Raw genomic sequence first — 19,712 nt, 5'->3', positions numbered from 1 at the left:
ATCCGTTCAACTGACCTGACGCCATCGCGAGCAAGCTCGCTCCCACACTGTTCCGAGGCGCCACACAGCTTGATGCCTTACCAATCCCCCTGTGGGAGCGAGCTTGCTCGCGATAGCGGTGTATCTGCCGGCACCTGTTCAACTGACCTGACGCCATCGCGAGCAGGCTCGCTCCCACACTGTTCCGAGGCGCCACACAGCTTGATGCCTTACCAATCCCCCTGTGGGGTATTGGATTTGGAGGGGGGTTTGTATGTCAGTGTGTCTGCGGATGATGGGCATACACAAACTTGCACGATACGGCGTTGTGGACACACCCCGCTTACACCGGCTTGAAAGACTCCTCATGCCCCGGCGGCCATCACCACCGGGCCTCGACTTCCAAGGAGCCTTTACATGCCTACCGCAACTGCATCTCCCCTTCGTTTCCAGGGCTGGTCGCTGTTCAGCCTGCTCGCCGCCCTGGTGCTGTTGATGACCGGGTTGATCCTGGTGCTCAACCCGGACCTCACCGAAGGCGTGCGCAGCGCCATTCGCGCCACGGCTCGTTCGTCCTTCCTCCTCTTCTTGCTGGCCTTCACCGCCTCGGCATTCGCGGTGCTGGTGCCCTCGCCCCTGAGCCGGTCGCTGGTGCGTGAACGACGCTTCATCGGGCTGGCGTTTGCCTTCTCCCATCTGGTCCACGCAGTGCTGATCTACAGCTACGGCCAGCTCAATACCGAGTTCTGGCCCGGCCGCACCACCCTCGGCAACGTGCCTGGCACCGTGGGCTACGTATTCATCCTGCTGCTGGCCCTGACCTCGTTCAAAAGCACCACGCGCCTGATCGGCTTCAAGGCCTGGAAGCGCCTGCATGTCACCGGTATGTGGGTGCTGGCGGCGATCTTTGCCTACTCCAATTTCAAGCGCATTCCCATGAGCGACTGGTACGTGCTGCCGTTCGGCCTGATCTGCGCCGCCACCGCCATCCGCCTGGTGGGCAAACTGGCCCAAGCCACTCAGCGCCGCCAACGGCCGCAACACGCTTGAGCCCAGGGAGGCCGATCATGTATTCAAACGTGCTGAAAACACTGCATCTTCATCTCGATCAGGCAGGCGCCTGGCTCGCGCCGCTGGGCCTGCGCCTGTTCCTGGCCTGGGAGTTTTTCGAATCCGGCCTGGAAAAATGGAATGGCGAGAACTGGTTCGCCGAGATCCAGTCGGCCTTCCCGTTCCCCTTCGACCATGTGCCGGCCCAGTGGAACTGGGAACTGGCGATGTGGGCCGAACTGATCGGCGCCATCGCCCTGTTGATTGGCTTGGGCACGCGCCTGTCGGCGCTGGTGCTGATCGTCGTCACCGTGGTGGCGACCGCGGCCGTACACTGGCCGGCGGACTGGTCGAGCTTGAGCGAACTGGCCCAGGGTTATGCGATTACCAACAAGGGACATGGCAACTTCAAGCTGCCGTTGATCTACCTGGTGGCGTTGCTGCCGTTGGTGCTGCAAGGGGCTGGGAAGCTGAGCGTGGATGCACTGCTGAAGAGCGGCCTGCCTCACCCAGGTAAAGCCTGACAAAAACCCCTTGTGGGAGCGAGCTTGCTCGCGATAGCAGTGGGTCAGTCGACCTCACAGTGACTGACATACCGCCATCGCGAGCAAGCTCGCTCCCACAGGGGTTGGGTTTAATTGACGGGATGTGGCTGCACGCCAACAACCCCTTGCTCCTGCATCCGCCGCAACAGCGCCACGGCGCTGTCCATGAACTCGAACGAAGCCACCCCCGCCTCCTGCGCCAACGCCAGCAACTGCCCTCGCCCCGCCAACCCGGGATATTCCTCAATGCGCTGCAAAAGGCGCCAGGCCAACGGGCTGAGTTCGGCAAAGCGCACCTCAAACCCAGGCGTGCGCCGCACCAGCAACAGCGTCGGCTGGGCCGGTGGCGTCGAGGGCTGGTAGCCCGGGGCCAGGCGATACACCGGCCACTGGTACGCCAGCGGCCAGGCCAGGGGCGAGACACGCAGCGGCAGATCGAGCAAGGCGGCCTCATCATGACTCGGCAACGGCTCGGCCTCGGATTGCAGCAGCGCCATCTCGACCCACTCATAGTGCGCCAGCTCCGCCACGAACGGCGGCCAGTCCGGCGATGGATGGGCCGCGAGGTAGGTCACGAACTCCTCGGCGATTTTACCGAACATGGGCGTGACGCAGCGGTGTTCGCGCAGGAACCCGCGCACGCAGGCACACCAGGGAGCCTGCCCCAGTACGCTCACCAGCACGGGGAAGGTGCCGCTGAGCAGCGAACGCATGTTTTCGAAGACCAGGTCGCGGTACACCTGCGCCCGTGCCGCGTCCATGCCGATCGGAACCGGGCAGTGTTCCGGGTCGCGCAGGTAACGGGTCAGCGCCTGTTGCTGCTGATGCAGCGTCTGCCGGGCCTCAGCCATGGCTCACCGCCTGCCGGGGGACGGCCGGGTATTGCAACTGGCGAATCGTCTGCAATTCGGCCACCAGCGCGGCATAGGGCGGGAAGTTGAAATCCCGTTCGAGCAAGGTCGGCCGCACGCCGAAACGCCCGTAGGCCTGGGCCAGCAACGCCCAGACCAGCGGTTTGACCGGTGCGCCATGGCTGTCGATTTTCAACGTGTCGGACTCATCGTAATGCCCGGCCACATGCATCGCGACCACCCGCTCCGGCTCGAGGCCCGCCAGGAATGCCTGGGGATCGAAACCGTGATTGATCGAGTTGACGTAGACGTTGTTGACGTCCAGCAACAGGTCGCAATCGGCTTCGCGCAACACCGCCCGGGTGAATTCCAGCTCGCTCATGTCTTGTCGGGGGGCGGCGTAATAGGAGACGTTTTCCACCGCCAGGCGCCGCCCCAGCACATCCTGGGCCTGACGGATCCGCGCCGCCACGTGATGCACCGCTTCTTCGGTAAAGGGCAGCGGCAACAGGTCATACAGATGCCCGTCATCGCCGCAGTAGCTCAAGTGCTCGCTGTAAAGCGGCACGTTGAAACGCTCGAGAAACCCGCGGACCTGGCCGAGAAACGCCAGGTCCAGCGGCGCCGGCCCACCCAGGGACAACGACAGGCCATGGCACGTCAACGGATAACGTTCGGCCAGCGAATGCAAGGCGGCCCCATGGGGGCCGCCGATTCCGATCCAGTTTTCCGGGGCCACTTCGAGAAAATCGAAATCCCCGGCCGGTGCCTGGCGCAGCTCATCGAGCAAGGCCCGACGCAGGCCGAGGCCTGCCGAGGGTTGAGGTAAATTCAACATGACACATCTCTCCTGGGGGAAACGAGATGTGGAGAGCCTCATGGAACGAACACCCACCCCACGATGGAAACCCAACACCCGTGGCGAGGGAGCGGGCATCAACCCATCAGGCTCACCACCCGGGGCGAATCAGGACTCGATAGCCGCCCCGCACTTGCCTTCGCCACATTTGCCTTCCGCGGTCTTCGCCTGGGCCGACAGGTATTGCTTGGCTTCCGGCAACGAGATGCCGCCGTCGTGGTTGGCGTCGATCTTGTCGAACTCCGCCGCGCGCTCCGGTGCAGCGGCGATGAACTCGTCCCGCGACACCTGGCCATCGTGGTTTTTATCGGTCTTGGCGAACTTGTCTTCGCCGCACTTGCCTTCGGCGGGCTTCTTCACGGTATCGGCTGCCGCCAAGGTGTAGCCCTGGGCCAGGTCGTTCATGGTCAAGGCCGAAGCCGCCGTGGAGAGACCCAGGCCGCCGACCAGGGCCAGGCCGAGTGCAAGGGACGAATTGCGAGAGAAGTTGAGCATGGGGTATTCCTCTGACGATTGACGATTAAGGCGCCAGTCATCCGCACCGAGGCTCGGTGTCGGCTGGCTGGCGTAGTTAATCGCCGGTGTGTATCCGGCCTGTGTCGCCGGCCTGGGCCTTCGTCAAGCGGGTGTATCCGGGCCTGTCCTGTACACACTGCGATACATACCCGTCCCAACGGGATGTCGCCCTCAAGTGGGCATCACGCTTGAAGGCCCGCACATGACGAAGACAACGCAGCCCGTCGGCCCCTTCGTTAACACGACTCAGTAAATCAGCCCATCCGCCGATACAAGACAGGTGCGGGTGAAATCGCTTTTTGGCTGATGACTTATCTTTATGATTGAAAATGCTGGCAACGACTCGACTGTCCTTTCCCCGGGCTCGCCAACCCGTAGCTTCACCCGTCGCACTTTTCCGGCCATCATGCTCCTGCTGTTTGCCATGTCCGCATTGGCGATCGCCGTGTTGCTCAACATCACCGGTACCCAGGACCGACGCGCCCGTGAGCAGAGCCTGTTTTTCGCCCAACGGGCCATCGAGGGGATCCGCACCGGCATCGGCCGGGACCTGAGCGACTATTCCAAGTGGAGCGACGCCTACCGGCACCTGCATGTCCAGGTCGACAAGGAATGGGCCTATGACCAGGAAAACGTCGGCAGCAGCGTGTATTCGCTCTACGGTTACCAGGCGGTGTTTGTCATTTCCCCGACCGGCAAGACCGTCTATTCGGTGATCGATGGCCAAATGAGCGACCTCGATGCCGATACCTGGCTGACCGGCGATCTGCGCGCCCTTTGGAACAAGGCCAGCACCGAGGAAAATCACGACGAAGTGGTCGTCGAAATGCTGCATCACGAAGATGCCCCGGCGTTCGTCGCCGTGTCCGCCATCACCACCGGCACGGACAACAGCGTGGCACAAATTCCCGGCCCGCCCAGCCTGATGCTCTTCGTCAAGGTCCTGGACCCCGGTGCCCTGAAAAACCTGGCGCGGGACTTCGCCCTGCCCGAGGCCCATATCGCCAGGACACCAGGCCCAGCCGATACCGCCCAACTGCTGCTCGACAACCTGACCCTGGAGGCCCTGGCCTGGCGACCCCAAACCCCGGGGCAGGATCTGCGCAAGGGGCTGCTGCCTTTGCTGGCCCTGGCGCTACTGGCGCTGGGAATCCTGGCGCTGGCCGTCCTGCGCCATGCCTTGGTGATGCTTCGCGCCCAGGAAAGCCAATACGCCAGCCTGCTGGCCCACCGCAAGGCGCTGGAACGCAGTGAAGAACGTTTCCGCGACATTGCCGAAGTCTCATCCGACTGGTTGTGGGAGGTCGATTCGACCGGGACGCTGACCTACCTGTCGGAGCGCTTCGAACAAGTGACCGGATTCAGCCCCACGGAATGGCTGGGCAAGCCTCTGCAACGGCTGCTCCACCCCCATGGCGGCTCGATCTCGATTGCCCAATGGCTGCTCGGCGGCGCCAACAGCCTCTCTTCGGCGCCGCTGCTGTGCGAGTACACCGCACGCAACCAGCGCATCCGCACCTGCAAACTGTCGGTACGGGCCATCGAGGCCGGCACCCTGGGTTTTCGCGGCACCGCCACCGACATCACCGACGAGCTGCGGGCGCTGGCCCAGATCAAGCACCTTTCCTTGCATGATCCGCTGACCGGGCTGGCCAACCGCAACCGCTTGTTCGATTGCCTGCGCGAACACCTGGACCGACCTGATCGCCCGCCTCTGGCGCTGCTGAACCTGGACATGGACCGGTTCAAGCCGGTCAACGACTCCCTGGGCCATGCCGTGGGCGATAAAGTGCTCAGGGAAGTGGCGCATATCCTCCAGCAAAACGTCCGTGACACCGATCTGGCGGCGCGCCTGGGCGGTGATGAATTTGTCATTGTCATGCCCGACCCCGGCGACGCCGACGATCTCGATCAACTGTGTGAACGGCTGATCGATTGCATGCAACGGCCCATGCACCTGGACGGCAATACGCTGTACCTGGGAGTGAGCATCGGCGTTGCCTGGGCGCAGCCCGGTGACGAACGCGCCGATGAACTGTTGCGCCACGCCGATATCGCCTTGTATGCGGCCAAGGCAGGAGGCCGCAACACCTGGCGCGTGTATGTGGAAGCCATGGGCAACCTGGCCCGCGACCGACGGCGATACGAGCAGCAACTGCGCGACGCCATGCAGCGGGACCAACTGGAACTGCGCTACTTGCCTCGCTTCGACGTGAGCGCCGAGCAACTGCACGGTTTCGAAGCCCAGACCTTTTGGCACCATCCAGAGAAAGGTGAGCTGGGTGGGGCCGACTTCATACCGGTGGCCGAAACCTCGGGCCAACTGGAAGAGCTGGGTACCTGGATGTTGATCAATGTCTGTGAAGAGGCCGCGACCTGGCCGAGCGCCGTCAATGTCTCCATCGCGGTTTCACCCCGGTGGTTCAACAGCAGCTTCCTGCTCGACCAGGTGCAAGAGGCCCTCCAAGCGAGTGGCCTGGCGCCTCACCGGCTGACCCTGGAAGTGGCCGAAGGGGTCCTGCTGGCCGACCACAAGACCGTCGCCAGCACCCTCCATGCGCTCAAGGACCTCGGCGTGCGGATCAACATCGACAAATTCGGCACCAGCATCGCCTCCCTGCGTGAGGTGCTGGACCAGCCGTTCGATGGCATCCGCTTCGATCGCAACATCCTGTCGCAGCTGGGCCTGGAGGACGACAAGGAAGGCGTCCTGGCGATGATCCGGTTGAGCCGCAGCGTAGGGCTTATGGTCACCGCCGAGGGCATCGAAAACGCCCGGCAATTCAGCCAACTGCGCAACGTGGCCTGCGACCATGTCCAGGGCCCGTACTTCGGCGCGGCACTGGCCCGCTCGGAAATGGCCTCGTTCTTCACCACGCCGCGGTGGCTGTAACCCACGTCCCACCTCTATCGCGAGCAAGCTCGCTCCCACAATGAGACCTGCGGTGCATGCAAAGCTCCTAAACCCCTAGCTCCCACAATGGGCGCTGTGGTGCAGGCAAAAGCTCATGGACACCCCAGTCCCCTGTGGGAGCGAGCTTGCTCGCGATGAGGCCAGCACAGCCCACCTCACACTGCAGCTCAATCCCCTACAAACTCAACCGCCCCCGCTCCTCCTCGGTCAGCCGCTGGCGGTTCTGCTCGTCCAAAGGCCCCGCGCCCAGTACCTGCACCGGGCTGGCCGGGTCGTAGGCGCGAGGCGCGTCGCGGTTGGCGCCATCGCGTGACGGGGCCAGTTGCTCGGAGCCAAAACTCACCACCTGCACCGTAAACACCGACGCCTGGTTCTGCCGCGCCGCGTTCTGTTGCTGACGGGCCACGTCTTCAGCCGCCTGCGTCGCCGAAGACGCCGCCGAACTGGCCGAGGTGATGGCCCCGGTGTTCACCGAGGCCGCCAGCGGCACGCCGGAGGATTTGCCCTGGGTCTGGATGTTGGCTGCGTTCACCACAGTCAACGCCGCGATGTTGACGTTGCCCGACACCCGGATCCCCGCCTCGCCCGCATCGATGGTGCCCAACGGCGCGATCAGGTCGATATCCCCCGGCGCCACTTCGGCAATGGGGTTGAGAGTGGCGATACCGGCCCCGGTGCTCGGCACCGAAGGCGACAGCGTCACGTTGCCCCAGGTGTCATACAAACGCTTGGGCGGCGTGTACACCACGGTGGTCTTCGAACCCCGGCCGGCGTTGATATCGCCCTGGGCCGACCAGCCGAGGATCGAGCCGCCAAAGGTGGTCATGATTCGGCTCTGCCCCAGCAGGATGCTGTTCTGCGCATACAACTGGATATCGCCCTCGCCCTGGGTAATGACCCCGGCGGTGGACGGCGGTGCGTTACCCTCGATGCCGAACGTCTGCCCGCCACCCGGGGTGAGCATCTGGATACTGCCACCAAAATCGGTGTGCACCCCCGCCCCGCCGAACATCGTGATGTCGCCCTTGTAGGTGATCGCATTGCCCGCCACATCCTTGCTTGGGAACAACAAGTCGATAGCCTCCCGGCCTCGCAGGTAGCTGCCCTGGCGCACGCCGCCCACTTCGTTGTACTCACGACCACCGGCCTTGAGCTCGGCGAAGTACACGTCGCGGGCAAACACCCGCTGCTGCTCGGCCGGCAACGCCGCGAAGTAGCTGCGGGCCTGTTCGCTGTCACCGCTGAAGCCGAAGCGCTTCTCCAGCCAATCCACCAATTCGGTTTCATAGGTCTTGGCGACCTTGCCGTCCTGGTTCGCCAGCGGCACACCGGCCAAGGCCTGGTTCGCCGGGTCCAGGTAGGCCTTGACGAAGCGCTCGTAATCCGCGCCGTTGAGACCCGCGCCGGCTTGCAGCACCAGGCTCGCGCCAGGGCGCGAATCCCCTGGCACCACGGCGCCGAGGCTGGTGATGCTGACCTTGTCGTCCATCAGGATGTTGCGCCCGGCGGTGATTTCCAGCAGGCCGGGACCGGCGACGTTGAAGTTGCTGTAGAGGATGTCGCGCCCGGCGAAGACGATGGAGATGTCGGTGGGGTTGTTGTGGATGAAGAGGTTGCCGGTGCTGGTGTACTCCCCCGTGACCGACTCACCGCCCCTGCCGCCACTCAGCGGGGTGCCGCTGCTGACGATGTCCCGTCCGGCCATCATCCACACCGACCCGGTTCCTTCGTAATAGGTCTGGCCGAATCGGCTGTCACTCGGGGTGGTGAACGTCATCGCCCGCCCGCTATTGACGGCCAGCAAGTCGCCCTTGAGCGCATAGAAACGGGCAGGATCGGTGTTGGTCGCCCATTCGTCGGCAGCGCTGCTGCTGTCAAAAGCAAACAACGGCAATGTATTCGCGCCTATGGAGACACTATTGGCATCGGCAGAGAGGTTACTGACCACCACACTTCCATTGACAAGCCCCATGAAAGCCGGCCGCAGCGGGGTGGCCATGGCCGCAGACGAGGCCCCGGAACGACTGACCGTCAGGTCGCCGCCATAGATGGAGTCGCCGGCCAGGAACTGCAGCTCGCTGTTGATACCGGGTGCGAGTAGCAGCGCCCTGCGATAACTGCCATCGTAGCCTGCGGTACCAAAAACCTTGGCCTGGCCATAATAAAGACTGCCACTGGCGGCCACAGCCCGCAGGATGGAGGGATAGACCACCGACAGGTCGGTCTCGATTTCTGACACCAGGGGCGTCATATTGCCCCCCGACGACCAAAGGTCCACTGCCGTATTGGCCGTCCACAGCGTAAACCAGCTCACACCCGCCCCATTGATCTCGCCATTCTTGAAGGGCGAAACGCTCATTATCGGCGCTCTCCCCGGGTCTACGACCTCCTGCACCACCAGGTCGCCCAGGGTCGAAAGATTGAACGTCGCGTCGCCTGGCATCAGGGTCAAGCCACCGGTTGCCTGGCCGCGTGTGGAGCGGAAGGAATCGTAAGCCCGCGTTTCCCCCGGGGACTGGTCCGTGCCCTGATTACCGTAGCGCAGGTCGATTCGCCCGATCGCGCTGCTGTCGAGCTGCGCATGCCCACGCAGATTGATCACTGCGCCACTGAGACGCCCGTCCGTGAGCCGGCTATCGGAATTCAGAACGCCCCCCACCCGCAGCCTCAGGTCACCACCGCCGGTCAATTGCAGGCTGCCATCAGCGCCCACACGTCCAGTGCTGCCCACCGCCAACAGCAGCCCCTGGCTACGAGGGCTGATGTTTGAGTTGAAGTCGCCACCGGCGAGCCGGTTCAACACGCCCGCGTCACCCTTCACCTGTACATCCAGATCACCGCCACCCAAAGTTCCGACCCCGGTGAAGGCGGCCATTTGATCAGCGCCACCCGATACCGTCGACGCGGTATAACTACCGAAGTTGATCCACCAGGCGGTCGGCTGGCTGCTCACTGAATCACCATTGCCCTGGCGCCAGAGCCAATTACCCACATTGGCCGAGTCCTGGCCAATGTCGGAAGGATTCGGTCGTCCGTTCGGGGTTGCTGCAGGCGCGGTCAGGTTACCGCTGAGGTCGCCGCCGACCTTGAGCAACAGATTACCGCCCGCGTCCGGATACCAGGCGCGATAGAGACTTTCAGTGCCGCCATCGACCAGCTTTTCGTTGCTGCCATCCTCGTCGTTGAGCTCCTTGCCGTTGGCGCCCAGGGCCTTGGGCTGGTTGTAGGGATCGCCCGGGAACGTTGGTGCTGACGAGGTGCCGGCGGTGTAGATGCCGAACAACGAATCCATGCGCAGGCTGCCACCGCTAAGCAGTTCCAGGTCCCCGGTACCGGTGCGGATGACGCTCGGACGGACACTGCCGGCAACCGCTTCATACTCCACGTCTGCGGGGGCACAGACGCTCGGCGCCGCGTCGCAGAGTGACTGAACCGAATCGAACTGGAAAAACTGCGCAGCGGCCTGGCTGATCAGCTCGCCGGCCTTGACCTCAAAGCCGGAACCTGCCAATTCCTCCTCCGCGGCCTTGGTCCATCTGTAAGAAGCTTGAAGCGCGCAAATACCGGCGAAATCCGCACAGAAGGCGTCAACCGAGTCGTAGCCAAAATTGCTCACGATGTCCAGGTCAACGGTTTGGCCTAGCTCTACCGTGAACCCCGCGCCCGCCAGCTCATCGACCCCTTGTTGAGTCCACCGATAGGTGCCCTTGGCCGGCACGGATTTGCCAAACATGCCGTAGTGACTATCGGCAAGACGCAAGTCGCCTTGTACCGGATCGGGCTGGACGATCCGGCTGTCCGCCGCCGTCGTATCGGCCCCGGCCACCAACCGCAACGACCAGGATTGCGAACCCTCGGCGAGCATCGGCGCGACGGCCCACATCCGCCCCTGGCTGCCAGCGACTTCCGGACGTAGCTGGATCGACTCGACGCCATCCGGCAACTTCACATCGGTCCCGGACGGGATCAGCGAACCACGGTTCAGCGCCAGGCTGCCGTCCAGCCTGAGGATATTGCTCTGGACATTGCCCGCGTTGGCCACGTTGGGCAGCGCCACGCCCTTGGGCCAGGTAAAACCGAGCAATGCGGCGGCGCCGCTCAACACGCTGCCGGCGCCCAACTGCGAGCCGGCTTCGAGGGTCTGGGCCCGGCTCAGCAAAGTGCCCGCGGCAAACAGCAGGTTGCCGGAGGCGTCGTGCACCGCCGCCGCCAATACCGTGCCGGCCGGCAGTTCCAAGGGTTGTTCCAGGATCGCCGCCACTGGCAACCGGGTGCCGGCCGCCAGGGTCACGTTTTTGATGGGTAAGTCGTAGTTGAGCGTGGTTCCCGCCGGGAACGCCGTACCGTCGGCCAGGGTCACGCCGGCACCGGGGACAACGATGTCGCCACCGGTGAAATCGATGCCGGGCAGCAACACCCAGCCTTTGTCATCCTGAGTGGCGGGCGGCGGAGCGAATCCGTCGTTGATGCTGCCGTAGATACTCAGGTCGCCCCCGGCGCGCAGGGTCAGCGCGCCGGCCTCGCCGGAACCGTACACGGCGGTTTGCCGGGTGTGCGGGTTGACACTGGCGTAGCGATAACCGGACAGGTCCAGGTCCCCCTGCACCACCAGGTCACCGTCGGCCGTCGCACTGACGATCTCGACGCCGGGCCGCAGGTGGAACGCATCGGCATAACGGGCGTTGTTCAGACCAGCGAGTTTGCGTTGCATCAAATCGCTGTTGGCCAGCGCCGCGTTGATGAAGGCGAGGCTGTCCTGATGCTTGCCATCCAGATAGGCCTGGTCGATGACCTGATACGGACGGCCACTGGCCGCCGGATCGCTGCCAAAGGCGGCGTCGTTGTATTGCCACATACCATTGACGGCGATGGACCGTGCGCCCTGGATATCCAGGCTGCCGCTGGCGTCGATGGCAATGTCACCGTGGGTGGCATCCGGGCCGGCGCGCCGGGCATTGAGCTCCAGGGTGCCGCGAGCGCGACCATCATGCTGCCCCGCAGGCGCCGCGGTGCCATGACGCAGATCGATGCGCGCGCCGTCGGCCAATGTCAGCACGCCGCCCCGGGAGGTCAGGTCGACCATGGCGCGGTTCGGTGAGTCGATGATCTTGCCGTAGCTGTCTACACGCAGGCGATTGCCGTGGGCGTCGAGCACCGCGTTGCTGCCCAGGGTCAGGGCGCGCCCGGCGGCGAGCCGGATGCTGCCGACCCGCTCGCCGCTGGCGTCTACCTTGCCATTGACCAACAGGTTTCCGTTGTCGACCGACACGCTGATGGTCGAGGCCTTGAGTTCGTTACCGATCACCAGGTCGCCCTGTTTGAGCTGGAAGCCACGGGAGCCGTAGACCTGTCCATCGTTCAAACGTTGGTTCAGGGCCGCGAACTGCTCGCTGAGATCGCCGCTGTCGCCCAGGCGCTGGGCCTGGATTTCCACGCCGCCGGCCAGGTACGGCGTGGCGGTGCCGCCGGCGTCATACTCGCCACTGCTGCTGCCGAGGATTCGTCCTTGCAGGTCGACCAGCCCGGCCGCCTCGTCCAACGCCACCGCACTGAGCCGGCCAGCCTGATTATTGCGAGCCGAGAGGTCGATGCTCGACCCACCGGCCTGGCGGATGTTGCCGTTGCGGCTTTGCAGGATCACCTCGCCACCGGCGCTGTAGCGCGTGACATCGTTGAAGGTGATCGCGCGACCGGCTACATCGATCAACGCTTCGTCGGCGAGGGTCAGGTCATCCGTCGCGCTGAGGGTGAGCTTGCCGCTGGGCAGCACCACGGCACTGGCGAGATTGAGACGTTGGCCCTTGAGGGACAACTCACCCCCAAGCCCGGAGACAGTGCCCGGCTTAGCGGTCGTGCCTGCTACATTGACCGCCCCGCCCGCAGTAATGCGGTTGACCGAACCGGCCTCACCGGTGAGCAACGGGGTAAGGATGTTCAGGTTGCCGCCGCTGTAGGCATAGCCCGTTTTCGCGTCATAGGCCCCCTGGTTCTGATACACCGCCAGGCTGCCCTTGTGGTTGGCGGTCAGGCGTTCGCTGGCGCTGAGGTTGACGTTGGCGAATCCCAGCGCCAGGCGATCCAGGGTGGTGATCGAGCTGGGCTGGGTAAAGGCACCGTAACCGAACTCGATGCGCTGGGCCTGGATATCCAGGCGACCGGCGCCGGTGCCAGCCCCGCCGGCAATCACCGAACCCGGCGCGCCAACAGCGCCGTTCCAGATCAGGTTGGCGGTGCGGATGGTCGCCACGTCATTGGCGTTGCCGGCGCCATAGATGGCCGGGGTGCTGAGCATCAGGTTGCTCAGGCGCGATTTGCCGGTGACCGGGTCATACGTGTCGAGGCTGACGGTTGCGTAGAAATTCAACGCCTCGCGGGCCGACAGCTCTAGGGTTTCCAGGGCCGGTGCGCCATATTCGGTGTCGCCATGCAACAGGCGATCAAGCACGGTCTGGCTCAGGGTCAGCCCCCCTGGCAAGACCTGGCGCATCGCCGCATCGCTGAGTGCCTGGGCGGTGCCGACGTTGATATTACTCAGGGCCAGGGTCAGGTGACGGGTGCCGTAGCGCACTTGGTCACTCAGGGCCACGCTGCCGCCCGAAGCGGCGACGATACTGCCCTCGGAATGAATCCGTGTGACGCCACTGCACGCTATCAGGCTGCAACCGCCGATGTTGATGGAGCCGTTGGAACCCGACTCGGGCGCAAGCACATTGAGCAAGCCGTTGGAGGCAGCCAGCATGCTGTAGTTGAGCGATTTCCCGCTCAGGTTATAGATAAAACCATCACGGGCGTCATAGGCGGCCTTGCCCCGGCCAATGGTATTGATGGCGGCGCCTTGCTCCACCAGCACTTCCCCGCCACTGGACAGAAGGAATACTTCGGGAGCTGCCAAGGTCGCGCCTTCGCGCAAGATCACGCTGCTCGACACCTTCTGCGGGCTGATGTAATTGCCGCCTTGTCCATAGATCACTGAAAACTGGCCACCGATCACTTGGCGCGAGGCATTCAACGCATTCAGGCTCTCGGCATTGAGGGTCACGCCTTCGAAGCCGGCCGTCGCCCCACTTCCCTCGGCTACCACCTCCAACGCCTTATTCGCGATAGCAGTCACAGCGACAGTACCACCATACCCCCCCGTTTGAGGCGCGAACTTGCCGATGCCCTTGAAGGAAAACGCCTGATCTCCCGCGCCAGGCGACAGGCTTAACTTCAAGGTCTTGGCATCGACCGGCAAGACGGCCCGAGGCACGCCCAGGCGAGCGGCATCGGCCACGGCAAACTGGGCGTAGCTGGTTTCGTTATATTGCGAGTAGCGACGCAGCACATCCCCCGACGTCAGGATGACCTGGCTGGACAAACTGTCGCGCTGTCCGGTATTGGCGACCGAGAGCACGCCAGCGGTGGTCCAGGAGCCGTTGCGCATCTGTTGCGCGCCCGTTGTGAGGCCTTGCCCCGCCAGGCCGTTGACCTCGACTCGGAACGCTCCTGGCATCAACGCATACGTGGACGGCATCAGGGTATAGGTACCGGCGGCGAGCCCTGGCACACCGGCGCCAATGGTAATTTGCTGGCCTACTCGCGGATCCACCGCACCGCCTTCGGGGGCGACCGGCGCATACTGGCTCTGATTGCCCGGCACGATAGCGTAGACCGGATTGCTGGACAGCCCCGGCAGGGTGAAGCCGCCGTTCGTGCCAATTTGTACCAACGGGTTGAAGCGTGCGTCGGTGGAACCGCCACGGCCGGAGATGAAACCAGCACCGAGCAAGTCACCGCCACCCGAAAGGTCGAGTACCGAGCCTTCCTGGCCCTCCACCGACTTGCCGCCCAGAATCACGCCGATATTAATGTCGCCGTTTTCGGAAGGAACCGCGCCTTGCCCCAGCAGCACAACCTTCTTGCCGGCATACTGGTAACTCTGACCATCGACAGTGCCGCCATACGGCATGACCAGACCCAGGCCACTGACCGAGGTCAAGCTGCCCGGCAACAGGTTGATCCGATCGGTGATGGCTTCCCCGGGACCACCATTGGTGCCGATTTCAATCAAACCCAGCGGTGCCCGTACCACCCCGCCCTGTTCAATCCTTGCGCTACCCAATTGCAAGCGCCCGAATGCCGAGTAAGGCACCTGGGACGTGGTTTGGGTCGTTCGCCCGATGACCAGGCTGCGCAAAGGATCATATTGCGGCGTTCCCTCCGCGGTCATGCTCCAACCCGCCAAAACCCGGGCGCCAACGCCCGTCGCTGGATACAGCTGAGCGGCTTGCAACATCATGTCCGAAGGCGTCAGGAGTTGGGTGGTAAAGCCTGTAGGCAATCCATCGTTCGAGAACCCGGCCAGGAATCGCACATCCCCCCGACTGCTTAACTGAACCCGGTCAAAACCGGCGCGCTCCAACTCGACCGTGCTGCCGTCGGCCTGTCGCACGGTACCCTTGCTACTGAAGGTCACGTTACCCTGCACATCCAGCAGGTCTGCGTTGACAGAAAACACGGCCTTGTTCGTCTGCAACGATACGCCGCCATCGACCACCGGTCGGACGTAGTTATCCCTGTTTGGAAGGTTGGCCGCGGGGCCCGACAGCAGTACATGGGAAGCATTGAGTTGAGCCCGGGTATTTGGCGCGGCTGCACGGGTTACAAAACTGCGGGCATACAGGCTCAGGCTTTGGCCAAGGGACAACGACACGTCGCCATCGATGCTCAACAGCCCGTTGCTCAACAGAGCCAGGCTGTCGAAGCCACCCGACTGGACCTGATCCACACCCAATCGGCCGTGACCGTAGACCAGTGAATCCGCCGAGGTTTCGGCCGTGTCGCCCGGCAGGGTCGCTTGGGCGTTTTGCCCGAGCACCAGCTCACGCACTTGCAACACCCGGTCACTGACCGCATCGTTGCGGTAATACGGCGTTTCCAGGGCCACCGACAAACTGCCCCCTGCCGCCCCCGTGCCCCCCGAACGAGCGCTGAAATCGCCATCCAGGTACAAACCATTGGCCGACGCCAGGGAAATACTGCCGCCATCGCTCGCCACCGACGTGCGTCCCTGGCCGGGAATATCCAGCACGGCCTGGCTGCCATCCGCTTGCAGACGCGCGCCGTCGCGCACCACGACAAACAGTTCGGATGCGGAAGCCGAACCCTTTGTGGCATCGATCTGGCCGCCGATGACAATCTGCCCGCCATCACGTACCAAGCCATAGGTCTGCCCGCGCATATCCTGGGCGGTCACGGCCCGACTGGAGACGTCGATCAGCGCTTGCTCGCCCAGCCAGATGGAACGACCGTGGCCCTGGGCGTTGACGGCTTCACCCTGCGCACCGATGACGCTCAACCCGGTGAGGCTGACCCGCCCACCCCACGCATTAAGGGTGCCGTTGGCGGTCAGTTGACCGATGCTGCGCACATCGATGCCCTGCCCCGGATCGACGCTGATCACGCTGCCCTTGCCCAGGTTCAACACCGTGCTGGCCATGTCGGCCGCGCTGGAGTTCGCGGTACCGGCAGTGAGGCTCAGGCTTGCGCCGCGACGCTGGGTCAGGACGCCTTTGATCGCATCTTCCTGGTACAGCTGCGGCGTCCAGCGCTGCAACGCATCGGCCGGTTCTGCGCCGCTGCCGGTGCTCAACGCCTGCTCGCCGAAACGGTACACCGGCATCGTCACATCGACGCGGGTGCCTTCGGCCACGGTCAGGCCTTGGTTACCGGTGATGTCATAGGCCGAGAAGCCTTTGTCGAAGAAGTCACCGCCCAGTTGCAAGGTGCCGGGTTCGAGGGGCGAACCGCTGTCGCCGATCAGCACTTTGTTGGCCGCCAGTTTCAAGGTCCCGCCGCCATTCACGCCGGTGCCGCGCAATTCGCCGCCCAGGTTCAAGGCACCATTACTGGACGACGTGCCGGTACTCGCGGTCAGGGTCAGGTCACCGCCCTTGCCGCCACGGGTCTTGCCATCGGCCATGACCGCAGCACCGGAGCTGACGTCGATCAGGCTGCCCTGGCGCACATCGATGTCGCCGCTGCTGCGTACAGACACAACGCCGCCATTGAGGAACGGCAGGCCCTGGTGATCGTTTCCGTCGAGTAGCAGATTGCTCCACCGACCAGCGGTGTTCAATGTCACCCCCTCGCCCAGCGTGATCGCGGCGCGCTGACCGGTGGCGGGCGAAAGCACAACGTCTTCCATCTGGAAATTATCGGTTCGGACCTGTTTAAGCACGTTACCCAAGGCAATGCGCCCACTACGGGCGGTCAGGTCGGCGTTCACCTCCACCTGCGGCGCATAAAGCGTGATATCCCCGCCATCGGCCACCTTGAGCGTGCCATCGACGTTGATGCCTTGCGCCGCTGCCACCTTGACCGCGCCGAGCTGGAAGCCATTGAGCAGCGCGTTATCCAGCACCAACTTGCCTTGCCGGTCGCTGCCGACCACCGAGGTCAGGTCCAGGCCCGCGGCAATCTTGTCGGTCACCTTGCCGACGGTGACCTGATCGAAGATGGGGTTCAGGCCGCTATTGATCACGCCACTGGTCTTGTCATAGATCGGTGTGTAGCTGCCTACCCACAACTGAGCCCGTCGGGCCACGGCGTTTTGCGATTGCTGGTAACCATCAAGGTTGAGGTTCGGCGCCTGGGTCTGGCGTTCACCCTGGTAGACCTCTCCAACGATCTGGCCTTCCAGCACCGCGTTGCGGGTCGATACCACCAGCTTGCCGGCATCGCGGCCAACGGTGTAGCCGGCCTCAAAACGCTCGCGCGGGGCGATCAGCGGATTGTAGTAGTAATCGGTCTGGCCCCAGCGCTGGCTGTGGTCTTCGTAGCCTTTGTAGATGCCGGTATAGAGGATGTCCCCCGGCGCCTTGGACAATTCGTACAAGCGTCCATCGGCGCCCTTGAGCCAGGACTGGCGCAGGTAGCCGCTCTGCACATCCAAGGTGCCGCCAGACAGGTTCAACTGCGCCGCCTGCTGGGTCACCACATCGTTGCCGGTGAACGTCAGGGTACCGCCTTGTGCGGCCCATTCGCCGACACTGTGGCCGCGGGTGCCCAGGTAACCGCCGACCTCCAACAATCCACCCGCCGTGTACCAACGATCGGTGGCGTAACCGTTAGTGCCCGCCGGCACGTAGATCAAGTCACGCACGTCCACCCACACATCGTTGTTGGTCAGTTTACCGCCGTCTCGGTTGACCGGGGCGTCGCGCTGTTCATTGCCCTGCACGTTGACCTTGATGGAATTGGATTCCTTCGCCACCTTGACGCCGATGGCGCCGGACACATCGATCACCGCGCCATCGCGCACCAGGCTGCGCCCGGCGGCGCTGACCGCGACCTGGCCGCCGGTGGCCAGGGTGATAGAGCCGTTCTGGAAGTCGACGCTGCCACCGCTGACGATCTCGACCCGCGACTGGTCGCTGCGGTCGACCACGCTGCTGAGGTTGTTGAATTGACCGGTGATCAGGTTGTTCGGCGTGCCATCCAGGCCGGCCGGTCCGGCGTTGCGCTGGCTATCCAGGGCACTGCCGCCGCCAGCATCGAGCAACACCGCCGTGGCGCTGCCCTGCCCCAGGGTCACGCTGCCGCTGCTGTCGCTCGCGGCGTTGAGCAGGTGCACGGTGCCGCGGGTGTCCACCGAACTGCTGGCCACCGCCACGCCGTTCTGCTGCACGTTGTGCCCGGTGAGGGTGATGTCGCCGGTGCTGACCTGGATCAGGCCGCTGTTGATCACCGTGCCGGCGCTGCTGCCGGGCTTGAGGGACGTCGCGACCTCGTTGCCACGGGTGGTGGAACGCAGGTTGCCGCTGGTGCCCTGGCCGCGCCGGATGTAGAAGCTGTCACCCGCCGCCAGGGTGGTCTGGCCCTTGGCAGTGATGATGGAACCGGCGTTCTCCACTTCGGACCCCAGCAGCAAGGCATAACCACCACCGGCCGTGGAGGTGGCAGCGCGATGGGTTTCGATCAGTGCGCCCTGCTGCACTTCAATCTTGCCCGCCGCGTCGGTGAAGGTCGGTTGGCTGCCGGTGGCATCGACGTACAAGCCGCGCTTGCTGAATTGTTCATCGCTGACGTTGGCCGCCACCGCCGCCAGATTGCGCACGTTAACCTGGCTGCTGCCGCTGAAAATGATGCCGTTGCGGTTGACCAGCATCACCGTGCCATTGCCCTTGATCTGGCCCTGGATCTGGCTCGGTCGCGCCTGGGGGTCGTTGACTCGGTTGAGCACGGCCCAGTCCGACTGCTGCTGGAAATCCACCGTGGTGTTGCGCCCGACGTTGAAGGTTTCCCAGTTGAGAATCGCCTTGTCGGCGATCTGCTCGATCTTCACCGTGGTCTTGCCGCCGGCCTGGGTCTGCTGCGGTCCCTTGGCGTTGAGCCAGCCCTGGGTCAGGCTGTTATCGACCTTGAGGCCGCCCTCGCCCAAGCCGTCGGGCACGGTCTGGATTTGCCCGAACGCGGCCTGCCTTCCTGCCGCTTGCGCCGCCTGCTGGGCTGCGATGGCGGCCACGGTGTTGTTGAGGTTGGTCAGCGACCGCTGCAACTGCGCATTGGCCCGTTGCTGCTGCGCCAGGGGTGGTGGCATGCCCGGCTGCGCCGTCGTGGGCCGCCCCGTACCACCAGCCTGGGACGCACCCTTGGCGGCAAACCAGGCCGAACTGAACGCGGTCGCCGCCTGGGCATTGCCGGCCACCATCAGCAGGGCAATGGCCTGGGCCAGCGGCTTGAGCCGCAACATCGACAACTCGCCATCGCGACGTGAAGCATTCAGGTTCGTCTGGGGTTTGCAGCGCAGCATCCTACTCATCCTTTCGGGTTCGCTCTAAGGGGGCGCAACGCAGTGCCATCAAGCTGCCAGCGTTGGTTATAGGGGTTAGGCGGTTACAACCGCTCGCGACCGAACGGATGTCATGAAAATTTCATGTGGCTGTGTTGGTACGGCTATGACGCAAAAAGTCAGCAACGGCTTTCACCGTTGCTGACCGGGTATTGCGGGTCGCTCA

Annotated in this window: 7 protein-coding genes; 3 read left to right on the top strand and 4 right to left on the bottom strand. The window is 63.9% G+C overall.

What is annotated here, in order from left to right; translation table 11 throughout:
* Positions 1-396: 396 nt before the first annotated feature.
* Together AO356_RS24865 and AO356_RS24860 are read left to right on the top strand one after the other, a co-directional pair.
* Positions 397-1,029 (top strand): ferric reductase-like transmembrane domain-containing protein, encoded by a 633-nt coding sequence (locus tag AO356_RS24865; RefSeq protein ID WP_060742032.1) that lies wholly within the window; start codon positions 397-399, stop codon positions 1,027-1,029.
* A 17-nt stretch (positions 1,030-1,046) separates the two neighbouring features.
* Positions 1,047-1,553 (top strand): DoxX family protein, encoded by a 507-nt coding sequence (locus AO356_RS24860; RefSeq protein ID WP_060742031.1) that lies wholly within the window; start codon positions 1,047-1,049, stop codon positions 1,551-1,553.
* A gap of 110 nt (positions 1,554-1,663) precedes the next feature.
* On the opposite strand, the gene AO356_RS24855 is transcribed toward AO356_RS24860, so the two are convergent.
* The 3 genes from AO356_RS24855 to AO356_RS24845 all read right to left on the bottom strand — a co-directional run bounded on the left by AO356_RS24855 (position 1,664) and on the right by AO356_RS24845 (position 3,779).
* Complete coding sequence (locus AO356_RS24855; RefSeq protein ID WP_060742030.1) at positions 1,664-2,425, bottom strand: DNA-binding domain-containing protein; 762 nt, start codon at positions 2,423-2,425, stop codon at positions 1,664-1,666.
* Positions 2,418-3,263 carry a DUF692 domain-containing protein gene (locus tag AO356_RS24850; RefSeq protein ID WP_060742029.1) on the bottom strand — a complete coding sequence of 282 codons (846 nt, stop codon included), beginning with the start codon at positions 3,261-3,263 and terminating at the stop codon, positions 2,418-2,420. The genes AO356_RS24855 and AO356_RS24850 overlap by 8 nt, the downstream gene beginning before the upstream one ends.
* 129 nt (positions 3,264-3,392) lie before the next feature.
* Positions 3,393-3,779 carry an EF-hand domain-containing protein gene (locus tag AO356_RS24845; RefSeq protein WP_053119671.1) on the bottom strand — a complete coding sequence of 129 codons (387 nt, stop codon included), beginning with the start codon at positions 3,777-3,779 and terminating at the stop codon, positions 3,393-3,395.
* A 340-nt stretch (positions 3,780-4,119) separates the two neighbouring features.
* On the opposite strand from AO356_RS24845, the gene AO356_RS24840 reads away from it, so the two are divergent.
* Positions 4,120-6,693, top strand: a complete 2,574-nt coding sequence (locus AO356_RS24840; RefSeq protein WP_060742028.1) for an EAL domain-containing protein — start codon at positions 4,120-4,122, stop codon at positions 6,691-6,693.
* Positions 6,694-6,889: 196 nt separating this feature from the next.
* Here the strand turns inward: AO356_RS24840 and AO356_RS24835 are convergent, their stop codons facing one another.
* Positions 6,890-19,507 (bottom strand): filamentous hemagglutinin family protein, encoded by a 12,618-nt coding sequence (locus AO356_RS24835; RefSeq protein ID WP_060742027.1) that lies wholly within the window; start codon positions 19,505-19,507, stop codon positions 6,890-6,892.
* Between the last annotated feature and the right edge of the window lie 205 nt (positions 19,508-19,712).

Source organism: Pseudomonas fluorescens (assembly GCF_001307275.1).
GTDB lineage: Bacteria > Pseudomonadota > Gammaproteobacteria > Pseudomonadales > Pseudomonadaceae > Aquipseudomonas > Aquipseudomonas fluorescens_AA.
Note: the sequence above shows the minus strand (reverse complement) of the source record. Positions and strands in the feature narration are given on the sequence as shown.

Excerpts from the sequence above, each read along its gene's own strand:
- AO356_RS24865 (WP_060742032.1), top strand. The coding sequence starts at position 397 with ATGCCTACCGCAACTGCATCTCCCCTTCGTTTCCAGGGCTGGTCGCTG.
- AO356_RS24860 (WP_060742031.1), top strand. The coding sequence starts at position 1,047 with ATGTATTCAAACGTGCTGAAAACACTGCATCTTCATCTCGATCAGGCA.
- AO356_RS24855 (WP_060742030.1), bottom strand. The coding sequence starts at position 2,425 with ATGGCTGAGGCCCGGCAGACGCTGCATCAGCAGCAACAGGCGCTGACC.
- AO356_RS24850 (WP_060742029.1), bottom strand. The coding sequence starts at position 3,263 with ATGTTGAATTTACCTCAACCCTCGGCAGGCCTCGGCCTGCGTCGGGCC.
- AO356_RS24845 (WP_053119671.1), bottom strand. The coding sequence starts at position 3,779 with ATGCTCAACTTCTCTCGCAATTCGTCCCTTGCACTCGGCCTGGCCCTG.
- AO356_RS24840 (WP_060742028.1), top strand. The coding sequence starts at position 4,120 with ATGATTGAAAATGCTGGCAACGACTCGACTGTCCTTTCCCCGGGCTCG.
- AO356_RS24835 (WP_060742027.1), bottom strand. The coding sequence starts at position 19,507 with ATGCTGCGCTGCAAACCCCAGACGAACCTGAATGCTTCACGTCGCGAT.